The sequence below is a fragment of the Accumulibacter sp. genome (assembly GCF_023806565.1).
Taxonomy (GTDB): Bacteria; Pseudomonadota; Gammaproteobacteria; order Burkholderiales; family Rhodocyclaceae; genus Accumulibacter.
Genome location: NZ_JAMTDV010000026.1, coordinates 24,884 through 38,717, shown reverse-complemented (window position 1 = coordinate 38,717; position 13,834 = coordinate 24,884). Strand labels below are relative to the sequence as shown.

At 63.7% G+C, this 13,834-nt stretch carries 14 protein-coding genes; 11 read left to right on the top strand and 3 right to left on the bottom strand.

What is annotated here, in order from left to right; all coding sequences use genetic code 11:
* The 3 genes from NFV80_RS03425 to NFV80_RS03415 all read right to left on the bottom strand — a co-directional run.
* Nucleotides 1-227 (bottom strand): YajD family HNH nuclease (locus tag NFV80_RS03425; protein ID WP_295326249.1); only part of this gene is annotated, 227 nt, incomplete at its 3' end.
* 49 nt (nucleotides 228-276) lie between these two features.
* On the bottom strand, nucleotides 277-1,443 hold the full coding sequence (locus tag NFV80_RS03420; protein WP_295326247.1) for an alkaline phosphatase family protein: 1,167 nt from the start codon (nucleotides 1,441-1,443) through the stop codon (nucleotides 277-279).
* 82 nt (nucleotides 1,444-1,525) lie between these two features.
* Nucleotides 1,526-2,575 carry an MBL fold metallo-hydrolase gene (locus NFV80_RS03415; RefSeq protein ID WP_296757846.1) on the bottom strand — a complete coding sequence of 350 codons (1,050 nt, stop codon included), beginning with the start codon at nucleotides 2,573-2,575 and terminating at the stop codon, nucleotides 1,526-1,528.
* Nucleotides 2,576-2,737: 162 nt separating this feature from the next.
* On the opposite strand from NFV80_RS03415, the gene NFV80_RS03410 reads away from it, so the two are divergent.
* The 11 genes from NFV80_RS03410 to NFV80_RS03360 all read left to right on the top strand — a co-directional run bounded on the left by NFV80_RS03410 (nucleotide 2,738) and on the right by NFV80_RS03360 (nucleotide 13,825).
* A complete protein-coding gene (locus tag NFV80_RS03410; protein WP_295326243.1) occupies nucleotides 2,738-3,187 on the top strand; it encodes a PaaI family thioesterase in 450 nt (149 codons plus the stop codon).
* 16 nt (nucleotides 3,188-3,203) lie between these two features.
* Nucleotides 3,204-4,367, top strand: a complete 1,164-nt coding sequence (locus NFV80_RS03405; protein ID WP_295326241.1) for an isovaleryl-CoA dehydrogenase — start codon at nucleotides 3,204-3,206, stop codon at nucleotides 4,365-4,367.
* A gap of 109 nt (nucleotides 4,368-4,476) precedes the next feature.
* A complete protein-coding gene (gene can, locus NFV80_RS03400; RefSeq protein WP_295326239.1) occupies nucleotides 4,477-5,652 on the top strand; it encodes a carbonate dehydratase in 1,176 nt (391 codons plus the stop codon).
* A gap of 57 nt (nucleotides 5,653-5,709) precedes the next feature.
* The gene (locus tag NFV80_RS03395) at nucleotides 5,710-6,654 is read left to right on the top strand and encodes a DMT family transporter (RefSeq protein ID WP_296757843.1); all 945 of its coding nucleotides are present in this window, start codon (nucleotides 5,710-5,712) and stop codon (nucleotides 6,652-6,654) included.
* Entirely contained in the window at nucleotides 6,651-7,787 is a 1,137-nt protein-coding gene (locus NFV80_RS03390; protein ID WP_295325660.1) for an acyl-CoA dehydrogenase family protein, read from the top strand. Before NFV80_RS03395 ends, NFV80_RS03390 begins: the two co-directional genes overlap by 4 nt.
* A 1-nt stretch (nucleotide 7,788) precedes the next feature.
* Nucleotides 7,789-8,223, top strand: a complete 435-nt coding sequence (locus NFV80_RS03385; RefSeq protein WP_295325657.1) for a PaaI family thioesterase — start codon at nucleotides 7,789-7,791, stop codon at nucleotides 8,221-8,223.
* 162 nt (nucleotides 8,224-8,385) lie between these two features.
* Nucleotides 8,386-9,153 carry a hypothetical protein gene (locus tag NFV80_RS03380; RefSeq protein WP_295325654.1) on the top strand — a complete coding sequence of 256 codons (768 nt, stop codon included), beginning with the start codon at nucleotides 8,386-8,388 and terminating at the stop codon, nucleotides 9,151-9,153.
* A gap of 253 nt (nucleotides 9,154-9,406) precedes the next feature.
* Nucleotides 9,407-9,706 carry an excalibur calcium-binding domain-containing protein gene (locus NFV80_RS03375; RefSeq protein WP_295325651.1) on the top strand — a complete coding sequence of 100 codons (300 nt, stop codon included), beginning with the start codon at nucleotides 9,407-9,409 and terminating at the stop codon, nucleotides 9,704-9,706.
* 242 nt (nucleotides 9,707-9,948) lie between these two features.
* Nucleotides 9,949-11,481 carry a mechanosensitive ion channel family protein gene (locus NFV80_RS03370; RefSeq protein WP_295325648.1) on the top strand — a complete coding sequence of 511 codons (1,533 nt, stop codon included), beginning with the start codon at nucleotides 9,949-9,951 and terminating at the stop codon, nucleotides 11,479-11,481.
* Nucleotides 11,482-11,603: 122 nt separating this feature from the next.
* Nucleotides 11,604-12,206 (top strand): 2-hydroxychromene-2-carboxylate isomerase, encoded by a 603-nt coding sequence (locus NFV80_RS03365; RefSeq protein ID WP_295325645.1) that lies wholly within the window; start codon nucleotides 11,604-11,606, stop codon nucleotides 12,204-12,206.
* The gene (locus NFV80_RS03360; RefSeq protein ID WP_296757838.1) at nucleotides 12,206-13,825 is read left to right on the top strand and encodes a carboxyl transferase domain-containing protein; all 1,620 of its coding nucleotides are present in this window, start codon (nucleotides 12,206-12,208) and stop codon (nucleotides 13,823-13,825) included. Before NFV80_RS03365 ends, NFV80_RS03360 begins: the two co-directional genes overlap by 1 nt.
* The last annotated feature ends 9 nt before the right edge of the window (nucleotides 13,826-13,834 follow it).

Sequence of the window (13,834 nt, the reverse complement as noted above, 5' to 3'; positions counted from 1 at the left end):
AGCAGCTCCCAGTTGCTGCCGTCGCTCGGGTTGTCTTCGTGATTGTGGTTGCGGTGATGAACCGTGAGTTCGCGCAGATTCCGGTGGGTGAATTCGCGGCCACACCGTCCGCAAATCCACGGGTAGATCTTGAGTGCCCGTTCGCGATAGCCGGCTTCGCGGGCAAGGCGGTCGCGCGTGGCGTCGGCGATCACGCGGTCGGTGTGGGCGGTCTTGTCGTTGGTCATTGCTCTGCTCCTGACGAATGGGATCCAGTCCTCGAAGCGGCGGCGGTCGCTAGACCAGCATGCCGACCAGCGGCACACGCATTTCGCTGGCGCTGACGCCACCGTGCACCCCAAGCATGGCAAACTGCTTCTCTCCAGGCAACCAGTCCTTGATCGTCCAGTTGTCCTTCATCACCAGAGTGTAGTCGCCAATCCGGGACGCCAGACGCGGATGGTACGGCGGCGGCCCGAACCACCCGGCAGCAATCAGCTTGTGGCTCGCATAGAGGTGGGCGGCGCGCGCCAGGTGGCGGCGCACGTAGTTCTCGAACGCCGGCCGCGCTTCCGCTGCGACATAGCAATAGGCCAGGCGGCGTTCGCCGCAGAGCGGGCGCATGAGCAGCGCGGCAAGTTGCGGGTGGTCATCGAGCTGAATCACCCGCCGGTTTGGCGAATCGATGAAACCGTGGTCGGCGGTGAGCAGGATCCAGGTGTTGCTGCCCCGCAGGTCGCGCAGCAAGCCGCCGACCAAGGTATCGATGGCGGTCAGCGTCTGCCGCGCCTGCTGGCTGTCGGTGCCGTAGCGGTGCGACAGGCTGTCGAGATCCGGATAATAGGCATAGACGTAGCGCGACGTCGTCTGATCCTGCAGCAGCTCGTTGAGGCAGGCGAACATCTCGGGCAGCGTGCGGTACGCGCGAGTCTGTGCGGCACGGGAGTGCCAGGCGTTGAAGGCGCTATCGACGATGCTCCGCGGCGCGACCACCCAGGATTCGCGATCCAGATTCTGGAAGAGGGATCCGTGGTCGAACAGACGTGGCGGCAGGTCGCCCGGCAGGAACTTCGGCGGACCCATGCGCGGCGTCAGGGGCAGGATCGACAGGGTCTGGTCGATTTCTTCCATGTGCATGTGCCAGCCGGTGAGGCCGTGCTGCGCCGGAGCGAGTCCGGTGAGGAAGGCGGTGATGGCGCTGGCAGTGGTCGATGGAAACACCGAGGTCATGCTGCCGAGCAGGTGACGTCGCAGATGCGGGCTGGCGGTGTGTCTGGCGAGCGTTCGCTGACCGAGGCCGTCGATCACCAGCAGGACGATATGACGCGCCCTGGCGAGCTGGGTTGCGGAAAGGGCAGCGAGCGGTGCGTATTGCCGCTTGCTGCTGCCGCACGCCGTGGCGATGCTCTGCATCAGATTGACGATGCTGCCGCCGGTGTAGTCGGGAAGATGGACCGCGCTCATGATGCGACGATTCTACGCCAAGCGGTGGAGGAGATGGCCGGCGCTCATTCGACATGCTGGCGGCAGCGGCGTATCCGCTCGCTTACGGTTCGGGAGCTGGTCTTTGCGTTCTCACGAAACGGATCAGCCCGTCCGCGCCTTCGCTGCGTGTCAGCCGGCCGGCGTGTTCTAGCCGGTTGAGATGAGCGATCGCTTCCCCCATCGCGAACATCGTTTGATGGGTGTCGAGATCCCGGGAGAACAGTGCCATCAACAGATCGGCTGCGGTGCGTGGATTGCCGCAGCGCTCCTCGAGTGCCAGCAGGCGTTCTTCGTGGTGGGCGTGCAGTGCGTCGACGCGGCCCTCGATACCGTAGAAGGGCAAGCCGTGTGACGGCAGCACCAGCGTTTCGGGGGGAAGTTCTCGATAGGCGTCGATCGAGTGCAGGTAGTCGGCAAGCGAGTCGGCCATCGGGGTGACGGCGAAGACGCTGATGTTGGTCGAGATCTTGGGCAGCAGCATGTCGCCGGAAATGAGCACTCCCAGCTCGGAGCTGTAGAGCGCCGCATGCTCCGGCGAGTGTCCGTAGCCGACGCGCACCTGCCAGCGATGTCGACCGATCACCAGGTGGTCGCCGGCGAACAGCCGCTGGTAACGGGTCGGCAGGCTCGGTACGCCCCGGTTGTAGCCGCCGCTACGGCGTTCGAGCGCGGCGCAGCGCTCGGCGTCGAGACCGTGCGCGCGGAACTGGCGCAACATCGGCTGGTTGCCATGGCCCCCGATCTCGTGCCAGACCGCGTGCCCGGTCAGATATTCTCCAAGCGTCATGCACACTGGCGCGCCGCTCAATTCCTGCAGCCAGGCGGCGAGCCCGAGATGATCGGGGTGGAAATGGGTGACGATGATGCGCACGATCCGCCCGCCGTGCGTCGTTGCGGCCAGCTGCGAGAGAACGGTTTGCCAGCATTCCTTCACGGCGTCGAGGGCAAAGCCGGTATCGACGATCGTCCAGCCGCCGTCGTCTTCGAGCAGCCAGAGATTGATGTGGTTCAGCGCGAAAGGAAGCGGCATCCGCAACCAGCGGACGCCCGGAGCAACTTCGAACATTTCGCCGGCAGCCGGTGGCGTGGCAAAAGGGTAATCTGGCAGCATGCGATGGCCGATTGTAAAAAACGCCGAATTCTATAAACTGGCTGCGCTCGACGGCGGGCATCTGCCGCCCTGCGAGCGCGCACCATTCTACACGTGTTCCGAACCGGCGCAGTCCGCTGCTCGAACAGTCCAGGCCAACCTCGTGGATTTCTACTCGCGCTGATGCACAAGACCCAGGATCCTCATTTTGCCGAACGCGTTCGCGCCAGCTTCGCGAGCCAGAAGGCAATGACCCTGATCGGTGCCAGCATGCCGGTGGTCGAGGCGGGGTACACCGAGATTCACCTGCCGCACAAGCCGGAAATCACTCAGCAGAATGGCTACGTGCACGGCGGCGTGGTCGGCATGATTGCCGATTCGGCGGCTGGCTACGCTGCCAGTACGCTGACAGCGGCCGAAGCAGGCGTACTGACCGTCGAATACAAGCTCAACCTGCTGGCGCCGGCAGAGGGACAGTTGCTCATCGCCGAGGGCTCGGTGGTCCGTTATGGGCGAACGCTGATCGTCACCCGCGCCGAAGTATTCGCCGTACACCACGGGAGGAAGGCGCTGTGCGCGTTGATGCAGCAAACGATCATGGTGGTGCATGGCAGACACTCCGGCAGGGCCTGATCAAGGAAGGAGAAAAATGGAATACCCGAGTCTCAATTTTGCCCACGGTGAAACCATCGACATGCTGCGCGCGAGCGTTCGCGCTTTTGCCGCAGACGAGATCGCGCCGCGCGCCGAAGCCATCGATCGCGACAACGAATTTCCTGCGGACCTCTGGCGAAAGCTCGGTAACGTCGGTTTGCTCGGGGTTACTGCCGAGGAGGAGTACGGCGGCAGCGGACTCGGCTATCTCGCGCATGTCGTGGCCATGGAAGAAGTCTCGCGCGCTTCGGCGAGTGTCGCCCTCTCCTACGGCGCGCACTCCAATCTCTGCGTCAATCAGATCCGGCGCAACGGCAGCGCGGCGCAGAAGAAGCGCTACCTGCCCCGGCTGATTTCCGGCGAACACGTGGGTGCGCTCGCCATGTCGGAAGCCGGCGCCGGCTCGGACGTGGTCGGCATGAGCCTGCGCGCCGAGCGCAGGGGAGACCGCTTCGTCCTCAACGGCGGCAAGATGTGGATCACCAACGGCGGCGACGCCGACACGCTGGTGGTCTACGCGAAGACCGATGTCAACGCAGGTCCGCGCGGCATTACCGCCTTCATCGTCGAAAAGGGAATGCCGGGCTTCTCCTGCGGCGGCAAGCTCGACAAGCTCGGCATGCGCGGGTCGAACACCTATCCCCTGTTCTTCGACGACTGCGAGGTGCCCGCAGAAAACATCCTCGGCCAGCTTGACGGTGGCGTGCGTGTGCTGATGAGCGGCCTCGACTACGAACGCGTGGTGCTCGCTGGCGGGCCGCTGGGAATCATGGCCGCGGCGATGGATCTGGTGCTGCCCTATGTGCACGAGCGCCAGCAGTTCGACCGGCCGATCGGTGAATTCCAGTTGATGCAGGGCAAGATCGCCGACATGTATACGACCTTCAACGTCTGTCGCGCCTACGTCTATGCCGTCGCGGAAGCCTGCGATCGCGGCGAGACGACGCGCAAGGACGCTGCCGGGGCCATTCTCTACGCCGCGGAAAAGGCGACCTGGATGGCCGGTGAGGCGATTCAGACGCTCGGCGGCAACGGCTACGTCAACGAGTATCCGGCCGGTCGCCTGTGGCGCGATGCCAAACTCTACGAAATTGGTGCCGGCACCTCCGAAATTCGCCGCATGCTGATCGGGCGGGAACTGTTTGCCGAGACACGGTAAGGAAACCATGCGACTCCCGGCAGCGTTGACCGACCTGGCGATTTCCGTGCGCCATCGATGATCCGGCAGTCGCACCACTCTCCCGCTTCTTCATCGCCCCTGAAAGACCATGACCAAGACATTACGCGCGATCACCGCCGAGGATACGCTTGCCATCGGGCACGTCCGCCAGTTCTTCCGCAACTACGCGGCATGGCTCGGCGTCGACCTCTCGTTCCAGCATTTCGACGAAGAGATGGCTTCGTTGCCGGGCGCCTACTCGCCGCCGGGTGGGCGCCTGATCTACGCCGAACGTGACGGCCAACCTGCCGGCTGTGTCGGCGTTCGTCCGTTTTCTTCCGGACTTTGCGAATTGAAGCGGCTGTATGTCGAGCCTCGGCACCGTGGCTACGAAATCGGCCGCGACCTGACGCTGGCAGCGATCAAGGCCGCCAAGGAGATCGGCTATCGCAAACTGCTGCTTGACACGTTGCCGGCGATGCGCGTCGCGGTCAAGCTCTACCGCGAAATGGGTTTCAAGGAAACGCCGGCCTACTATCAAACTCCGATCGAAGGCACGATGTTTCTCGCCCTCGATCTGGAAAACTGGTCGGAAGAGGAAGTCGTCAACGAAAACCTTTTTCACCTCTTCGACTTCAACCGCGCGTGGTCGAGTCGCATGCAGGAAATGGACTCCGATTATTTCCTCAAGCTGTCACGCCTGCAGGCGCCGCAATACCTGTGGATCGGCTGTTCGGATTCGCGTGTGCCGGCCAACGAGATCGTCGGGCTGTTGCCGGGCGAGCTGTTCGTCCACCGCAATGTGGCCAATGTCGTTGTGCATACCGACCTCAATTGCCTGTCGGTGGTCCAGTTCGCGGTGGATGTCCTGCGCGTCAGACACATCATGGTCGTCGGCCACTACGGCTGTGGCGGTGTCAAGGCAGCGCTCGACAAGGACCGGGTAGGCCTGGTCGACATCTGGCTGCGGCACGTACGCGACGTGCACGACAAACATGTCGCAGCGGTCGACCTGTTGCCGCCCGAACGCCGCCATGATCGGCTGTGCGAACTCAACGTCCTGGAGCAGGTGGCCAACGTCTGCCAGACTTTCGTCGTTCAGGACGCCTGGCAGCGCGGTCAGCCGGTCACCGTTCATGGCTGGATTTACGGACTGAAGGACGGTCTGATGCGGGACCTAGGGTTCACCGTGCATTGCTCCGACGATCTGTTGCCGAAGTACATCGAGGCTCTCGAAGCGCTGGGCGTTCGCCAACCGTTGCCTGAAGGAACCGCGCGTGCCTGACAAGTTGCCCTTACCTGCTGGCAATACGGCCCTGGCAAGGTCGACGGCGTGCCTGCGATGAGCGTGGCGGGGGTGCCGACGATTGCGTCGCCGGCGACCTACCTCAAGTTGATCGGGACCGCGCTGGTCTGGGGAGCGACCTGGATCGCCGGTCGCGTCGCGGTCAGCGAAGCGCCGCCGCTGGCGGTCGCCAGTTGGCGCTTCCTGCTCGCTGCTCTGGTTCTCGGCACCCTGGTGGTGATCCACGAGGGTTGGCCGCGCTGGTCGTTGGGGGAGTGGCTGACGCTGGCTGCACTCGGTGCCAGTGGCATCTTCCTTTATAACCTCTGTTTTCTCTACGGTCTGAAGATGATCGAAGCGGGCCGCGGTGCGCTGGTCGTGGCATTGACGCCGGCGGTCGTGGCAGTCGGCGACTGGTTGCTGTTTGGCGTCGCAATGTCGCCGGCCAAGGCCTTCGGGATCGTTCTCGCGATGTTCGGCTGCCTGCTGGTGGTGACCAACGGCGATCCACGCTTGCTGTTCACCGGTCAGATCGGTGTTGGCGAATGGCTGATCGTCGGCTGCAGCGTCCTCTGGGCGGTTTATACTTTCATCGGTCGGCGCGGCACGCGCTCGTTGTCGCCGCTGGCGATGACTTTCGGTGCCAGCCTCACCGGTTGGCTGATGCTCACCGCGGCCGCTTTGCTGCAGGGCTCGCTGTTCGCGCTGGCGGAGACCACCTGGCGCGGCTGGGGTGCGGTCGTTTTTCTCGGTATGTTTGGCACCGCGCTCGCCTTCACCTGGTACGCGGAAGCAGTGCAGCGGATCGGCGCGACGCGTTCGGCGGTATTCATCAATCTCGTCCCGGTCAGCGCTGTCCTCCTCGGCGCGCTGTTGCTCGACGAGCGGCTGGGGGTTGCCGTCCTCGCCGGTGGTGCGCTGGTCATCGTCGGGGTAATCATCACCAATCGAGCCGGAGCGCGACTGGCGGCCGGCATCAACAGCAAGGAGAAGACGGCATGATCTTGACACAGGAACAGGAAATGATCCGCGACTCGCTGCGCGATTTTGCGCGTGAGCGCCTGGCACCCTTCTCTGCCGAGTGGGATCGCCATCACACCTTCCCTGCAGAAGCGCTGCGCGAACTCGGCGAACTCGGTGCTCTCGGCATGGTCGTCCCCGAGCGATGGGGCGGCGCCGGCATGGACTACATGTCGCTGGTGCTGGTGATCGAAGAAATCGCTGCGGGTGATGGCGCGACGTCGACGATCGTCAGCGTACAGAACTCGCTGGCCTGCGGCATCACCATGAAATACGGAAGCGACGAACAGAAGGAGACCTGGCTCAAGCCGATGGCACGCGGCGAGATGCTCGGCTGCTTCTGCCTTACCGAGCCGCACACCGGCTCCGACGCGGCGGCGATCACTACCCGCGCCGAGCGCGACGGCGATGGTTTCGTGCTCAACGGCGTCAAGCAGTTCATCACCACGGGCAAGTACGCGCAGGTGGCGATCGTCTTCGCCGTCACCGACAGGACCGCCGGCAAGAAGGGCATCTCGTGCTTTCTGGTGCCGACCGAAACGCCCGGTTACATCGTCGCCCGCATCGAGGAGAAAATGGGCCAGCGCGCGTCGGATACCGCCCAGATCCTCTTCGAGAACTGCCGCATTCCCGCTTCCTGCATGCTCGGCAGGGAAGGCGACGGCTACCGGATCGCCCTCTCGAATCTCGAGGCGGGGCGCATCGGCATCGCCGCCCAGTCGGTCGGAATGGCGCGTGCCGCGTTCGAAGCCGCGGTGCAGTATGCCAAGGAACGGCAGACTTTCGGCAAACCGATCATCGAACATCAGGCGGTAAGCTTCCGCCTCGCCGACATGGCCACCCAGATCGATGCCGCGCGCCTGCTCGTCTGGCGTGCCGCGACCTTCAAGGATGCCGGCAAGCCCTGCCTCCAAGAGGCTTCGATGGCCAAGATGTTCGCTTCGGAAATGGCCGAGAAAGTGTGTTCGGATGCCATCCAGATCCTAGGCGGTTATGGTTACGTCAGCGATTTCCCGGTGGAGCGGATCTATCGCGACGTCCGCGTCTGCCAGATCTACGAAGGGGCCAACGACATCCAGCGCCTGGTCATCGGTCGCGCTGTCGCTGGCGAGTAGCATGAGCCGCTGGGTGCTCCGCCCGGAAGTAGGCGCGGCGTCGCTCAATGCCCGCGGCGTTGGCCATCTGCCGGGCTGGTTCGGCGTCGAGGTGCTGTCCGTCGAGCCTGGCCGCTTGCGCAGCCGCCTGGTGATCCGTCCCGAAATGCGCGCACCAAACGGCTTCCTGCACGCGGCGACGATCGTTGCCTTGGCGGATACCAGTGCCGGCTATGCGACGATCGCGCACCTGCCGCCTGGCGCAGATGGGTTCACGACTGTCGAACTGAAGACGAATTTTTTCGCCACACTGACCGAAGGAGTATTGCTTTGTGAAGCGCACGCGGTGCATGGCGGCCGCACGACCCAGGTATGGGATGCGGAAGTGCGCGGCGAAGATGGACCTCGCCTGGCACTGTTTCGTTGTACGCAGATGGTGCTCTGGCCGCGCGGCTGAACGAGTGCCGTATCGACTGGTCGCCTGCCCGGGAAATCGCATTTCCGCTGCGCGTGCTATAGTCTGAAACTGCCGGCCACAGTCGTTGGCCAGCCTGCGGGCGCGTCTCGCGCTCCGAATGCCGGAAGTTCGTTCGGCATGCAAGCAGAAAAGGAGAAGGCCATGGACATCTCTGGCAGGTTTTTCAGGGCGATTGCCCTATTCGCCGGAATCGCTTCCTGTCTCTTCGACGCCGCGTGGGGAGCGGGCTTCACCATTGATTTCGACCACCTGCCCACGCTGGGGCCGACCAATGGCAATCAGTCGTTCGCCGATGCCAATGGCGGCAGCAACACCTTCCAGGGCGTCACCTTCGCTACCAATTTTCGCATTGCCGGCGATCAGTATCGTATCGGCGGACCTTCCCCCAATCCGCCGTTTGGCGTCCCGCACTCGGGTCACTATTTCCTCAACAACGGCAATACTCCCAACAATGACCTCATTTTCAGCACTGTCAGCGTGTTGACGGAGGCATGGTTTGGCCGCAACGAGTACTACGGTTACGGTGGCGGCGCCAGTTCCGTGACGGTGACGGCCTTTGGCGGAGCCGGCGATCTCGCCTGGATCACGCTGAACTTGCCGGATACCTTCCCCTACACGGGCAACCTTCCGCCACCGGACGACAACATTGGCAATGGACTTCCGGATCCGATGGTGCGCATGGATACCAGCAGCTTCCTCGGACTGGTCGGCATTACCGGTTATCGGATCAACCGCTTCGACAGCAATCCATACAATGGCAACTGGGTGGCCGATGATTTCACCTTTGCGGATTCGGTAGCAATCGCCGAACCAGATACCCCGCTCCTGCTCGCTGCCGGTCTGCTGGCGCTGTTGTCAGGAGTCGGGCGGCGCATGCGGGGCAGACTGCTGCACCGCCGCGTGCGGTAAGGCGCATGATCAGGCGAGGCCGACGGAGATCCTCGTCCCGTCTTTTCCGCAAGCCGAGCTGAGCGGCGGTGGCCCTGATCCGGCGGATCGCAGGTTCGTCCGAAGAAGAGTGCGGTGCGGCTCGCTTGCCACCGCGAATCGTCGGCCCGCTCCGACGGCGCCGGGAAAAATGGATTTCCGGCCAGAATTCAGGTGCGATTCTCGTCCTTGCCGAACATTCAGGCGATACCTTCGTTCCGGCGTCTGCGGCGACATGAAAGCGCTCATCATCCTGTTGGTCATTGGCTCGATGGTGTGGTTTGCCTACAGCAAGTTTCAGGGCCTCCACAAGAGACAGCGCGTGGTCGAGGTCGAGGCCGCGCATGCGAGGCCGGCACCGGCGACCATTCCGAAGCGTGAGGCCGAAGCCGCCGAATTCAAGTGCGACGGACGCACGCACTGCTCGCAAATGACCTCCTGCGCCGAAGCGACTTTCTTCCTCAGGAATTGTCCCGGAACGAAGTTGGACGGGGACAACAATGGCATCCCGTGCGAACGACAATGGTGCAATTGAATTCAGGTGGGAACTCGCACCGATTGCGCAGGGGGGCCACGGCGAAAGCAAATGCAGGATCGCTTTCCTTGCGTGTGGAAAGGTAGCGCGATGCGAGGATCGGCAGGGCACCTGCCGAACCGGAGGAAAGTCCGCCCGATGGCGGAAAACGCTGCGATCGGCTGTGATTCGACCGCGCGGCTGACCGCGTTTGCTTCGGTGCAGCGTTCGGCTACCGCTGTGCCTGTGGTGGAGGCAATCTGATGCCTGGATTCTGGGAAACTGCCATCCGTTATTTCTGGCGTCCCGAATTGCCTTGGGCGCTCGGTTTCACCTACGGGCTGGGGATCGTTCTCCTCCGTTTCCTGCGTGCCGATCGTCGGATGATCATCAACTCGCTGGAACTCTACGCCTTCTGCCTGCTTGGCAAGTTCGTCTCGGCGCTCCTCGCAGCCTTCGACCTGCCCACCGGGGCGGAAATTGTGCACGAGATCTTCGTCGTTGGCTCGGGTCTGATCATGATCCATCTGACCGGACTTTTCCTTTTCCGCATGGCGTTCCCGCTGATTCGCCTGCGTACGCCGCGGATTGTCGAAGATCTGCTGATCTTCGTCGGCTACATCGCCTGGGTGCTGGTGCGCCTGCGCCTTGCCGGCATGGACTTGGCGAGCCTGGTCACGACTTCGGCGCTGATGACCGCGGTCGTCGCTTTCTCGATGCAGGACACGCTGGGCAACACGATGGGCGGGCTGCTGCTGCAACTCGAAAATTCCCTGAAGATCGGCGACTGGATCAGCATTGGCAGCGTGTCGGGGCGCATTTCCGAGATCCGCTGGCGCTACACGGCAGTGGAGACGCGCGACGGCGAAACGGTGGTGTTTCCGAATAGTGTCCTGATGAAAAACCCGTTCACCGTAATTTCGAGCCCGACGCAGAAGCGTCCCGAATGGCGCCGCTGGCTGTGGTTCAATGTCCACTGCTCGGTCCCGCCCGGAAGGGTGGTCGACCTTGCGGTGCAGGCAGTGACGGCGGCCGACCTCCCGAACGTCGCCAGAGAGCCGGAACCGGGCTGCGTACTGATGGATTTCGGTCCCGGTTACGCTCGCTACGCGCTGCGTTATTGGCTGCTCGATGCAGGACCTGATTCGCCGACCGATTCGCTCGTCAGGATGTGTCTGTTCGCCGCTTTGCAGCGCGCCGGCATCGAATTCGCGATCGCCGAGCACGCGGTGCACATGGACGTCGATAGCGAGCAGCGCCGCGCTCGGGTGCAGGCTCGCGAGGGCCAGCGCCGTCAGGCCATCCTCAGATCCGCCGAACTGTTCGCCGGCCTGGGGGACGACGAAATCTCGCGCATGGCCGCCGGTCTCACCTACGCGCCGTTTGCCAGTGGCGACGTGATTCTCCGTCAGGGTGTGGCGGGTGATTCGCTGTACCTCGTGGCCGAGGGCGAAGTCGACGTGTGGAGCGAAGCGCCCGGGGAACTCCGTCGTCACCTCGCCACACTGGGGCCGGGTGAGGTGTTCGGCGAGGTGGGGATGATGACCGGCGAGCCGCGTCGCGCCACCCTGGTCGCCCGCGGCTACGCGCAGTGCTATCGCCTGGACAAGGGCGTCTTCGAGCAGGTGGTCCATTCGCGACCCGAAATCGCCGAGGATGTCGCGCGCATCCTGGCGACCCGCGAGCGGCAGTTGACCCGCTTTCACGAGAGCCCGGAAATGCGCACGACCACCGAGATTTCGCAGCGCACCCAGAGCATCCTGGAAAAGATGCGAGATTTTTTCGGCTTCCGCTGACCGTGCAAGCGGCACGTCGCCATCATCGAAGTCACCTGCAAGCGGTATGATCGCAGTTCCCGGCCGAAAGACCACGGCCGGAGAGCGATCAGGAAATTTAACCCAGAGCAGGAGAACGCAACATGCCGCAGCCGATCGAGTTCTATTTCGATTTCACGTCCCCCTATGGCTACCTGGCTTCCGAAAAAATCGACGAACTGGCGGCGCGCTTTCAGCGCCAAGTCAAGTGGCGGCCGTTCCTGATGGGCGTGGCGCTGCAGGCGACCGGCGCGCCGGTTCTCACCAAGGTGCCGCTCAAGGGCGACTACGCGCTGCGCGATTTTGCCCGCTCGGCGCGCTTCCTGCAGGTGCCCTACGCGCATCCCGCCAGGTTCCCGCTGGCAACGCAAGCTGCTGCCCGCGCCTACTACTGGTGGCATGACCGCGATTGCCAGGCCGCTCGCACTTTCGCGCACAGCGTCTTTCGTGCCTACTTCGTCGAAGGGAGCGACGTTTCCGACCTCGGCGTGTTGCTCGAACTGGCGGAGCGGCTGGGTGCGGACCGCGATGAATTGTCCGCCGCGCTGCAGTCGCAGGCGCTCAAGGATCGCCTCAAAGCCGAGTGCGAAGCGGCGATTGCCAGGGGTGTCTTCGGCTCGCCGTACATCATCGTCGATGGCGAGCCTTTCTTCGGCGTCGACCGCTTGCCGCAGGTCGAGCACTGGCTGGCCAGTGGAGGTTTCTGATGCCCGTCCTGCAGAGCCGGCTCGATCCGCGCAGCGATGACTTCCAGGCCAACGCCGATGCGATGCAGGCGATGGTGGCCGACCTGCGCGCGACGATCGACCGGATCGCGCTCGGCGGACCCGAAGCGGCGCGCCAGAAACACCTGGCGCGTGGCAAGCTGCTGGCGCGCGAGCGGATCGATGCCCTGATCGACCCTGGCTCCGCTTTCCTCGAACTGTCGCAACTGGCCGCCTATGGCATGTATGGCGAGGCGCATCCGTTCGAGGTCCCGGCGGCGTCCCTGATCACCGGCATCGGGCGGGTGAACGGTGTCGAGTGCATCATCGTCGCCAACGACGCGACGGTAAAGGGCGGCACCTATTACCCGCTGACGGTAAAGAAGCACCTGCGGGCGCAGGAGATTGCCGGCGAGAACCGTTTGCCCTGCATCTATCTGGTCGATTCGGGCGGCGCTTTCCTGCCGATGCAGGACGAAGTCTTTCCCGACAGGGAACATTTCGGCCGCATTTTCTACAATCAGGCCAATCTTTCGGCAGCCGGCATTCCGCAGATCGCTGCCGTGATGGGCTCGTGCACCGCCGGCGGTGCCTACGTGCCGGCAATGTCCGACGAATCGATCATCGTCAAGGAACAGGGAACGATTTTTCTCGGCGGACCGCCGCTGGTCAAGGCGGCGACCGGCGAGGTGGTGACCGCCGAGGAGCTCGGCGGGGCCGACGTGCACACGCGCATTTCGGGCGTTGCCGATCACTACGCGGAAAACGACGCGCACGCGCTGGCAATTGCCCGCCGCATCGTCGGCAACCTCAACTGGCGCAAGCGCCCACCGCTCGACCTCGTCGAGCCGCGCGAACCCTTGCACGCGCCCGAGGATCTCTACGGGGTGATCCCGACCGACGCGAGAAAGCCTTTCGACGTGCGCGAGATCATCGCGCGCATCGTCGACGCTTCCGATTTCGACGAGTTCAAGGCGCGCTACGGGACGACCATCGTCTGCGGTTTCGCGCGTCTCTGGGGCTATCCGCTGGGAATCGTCGCCAACAACGGCATCCTGTTTTCGGAATCTTCGCTGAAAGCGGCACATTTCGTCGAACTCTGCGCACAGCGTGACATTCCGCTGCTCTTCCTGCAGAACATCACCGGTTTCATGGTCGGGCGCAGGTACGAGAACGGCGGCATTGCCCGCGACGGCGCCAAGATGGTTACCGCCGTCGCCTGCGCCCGGGTGCCGAAGTTTACGGTGGTCATCGGCGGTTCGTTCGGCGCCGGCAACTACGGCATGTGCGGCCGTGCCTACTCGCCGCGCTTCCTGTGGATGTGGCCGAACGCGCGCATCTCGGTGATGGGCGGCGAGCAGGCTGCCAAGGTTCTGGCGACGGTGCGCCGCGACGGACTCGAAGCCGCCGGCAGGCCGTGGAGCACCGATGAAGAAGCGGCCTTCATGGCACCGATCCGCGAACAGTACGAGCGCCAGGGTCATCCCTACTACGCCAGCGCGCGCCTCTGGGACGACGGCGTGATCGACCCTGCAGCCACTCGCCGGGTGGTGGGGCTCGGCCTGTCGGCGGCGCTGAACGCGAGCAGCGAAGAAACGAAGTTCGGCATTTTCCGGATGTAGGGGAGCCTG

What these genes read in the sequence shown, in the direction of transcription:
- NFV80_RS03420 (WP_295326247.1), bottom strand. Translation starts at nt 1,443, where the DNA reads ATGAGCGCGGTCCATCTTCCCGACTACACCGGCGGCAGCATCGTCAAT.
- NFV80_RS03415 (WP_296757846.1), bottom strand. Translation starts at nt 2,575, where the DNA reads ATGCTGCCAGATTACCCTTTTGCCACGCCACCGGCTGCCGGCGAAATG.
- NFV80_RS03410 (WP_295326243.1), top strand. Translation starts at nt 2,738, where the DNA reads ATGCACAAGACCCAGGATCCTCATTTTGCCGAACGCGTTCGCGCCAGC.
- NFV80_RS03405 (WP_295326241.1), top strand. Translation starts at nt 3,204, where the DNA reads ATGGAATACCCGAGTCTCAATTTTGCCCACGGTGAAACCATCGACATG.
- can (WP_295326239.1), top strand. Translation starts at nt 4,477, where the DNA reads ATGACCAAGACATTACGCGCGATCACCGCCGAGGATACGCTTGCCATC.
- NFV80_RS03395 (WP_296757843.1), top strand. Translation starts at nt 5,710, where the DNA reads ATGAGCGTGGCGGGGGTGCCGACGATTGCGTCGCCGGCGACCTACCTC.
- NFV80_RS03390 (WP_295325660.1), top strand. Translation starts at nt 6,651, where the DNA reads ATGATCTTGACACAGGAACAGGAAATGATCCGCGACTCGCTGCGCGAT.
- NFV80_RS03385 (WP_295325657.1), top strand. Translation starts at nt 7,789, where the DNA reads ATGAGCCGCTGGGTGCTCCGCCCGGAAGTAGGCGCGGCGTCGCTCAAT.
- NFV80_RS03380 (WP_295325654.1), top strand. Translation starts at nt 8,386, where the DNA reads ATGGACATCTCTGGCAGGTTTTTCAGGGCGATTGCCCTATTCGCCGGA.
- NFV80_RS03375 (WP_295325651.1), top strand. Translation starts at nt 9,407, where the DNA reads ATGAAAGCGCTCATCATCCTGTTGGTCATTGGCTCGATGGTGTGGTTT.
- NFV80_RS03370 (WP_295325648.1), top strand. Translation starts at nt 9,949, where the DNA reads ATGCCTGGATTCTGGGAAACTGCCATCCGTTATTTCTGGCGTCCCGAA.
- NFV80_RS03365 (WP_295325645.1), top strand. Translation starts at nt 11,604, where the DNA reads ATGCCGCAGCCGATCGAGTTCTATTTCGATTTCACGTCCCCCTATGGC.
- NFV80_RS03360 (WP_296757838.1), top strand. Translation starts at nt 12,206, where the DNA reads ATGCCCGTCCTGCAGAGCCGGCTCGATCCGCGCAGCGATGACTTCCAG.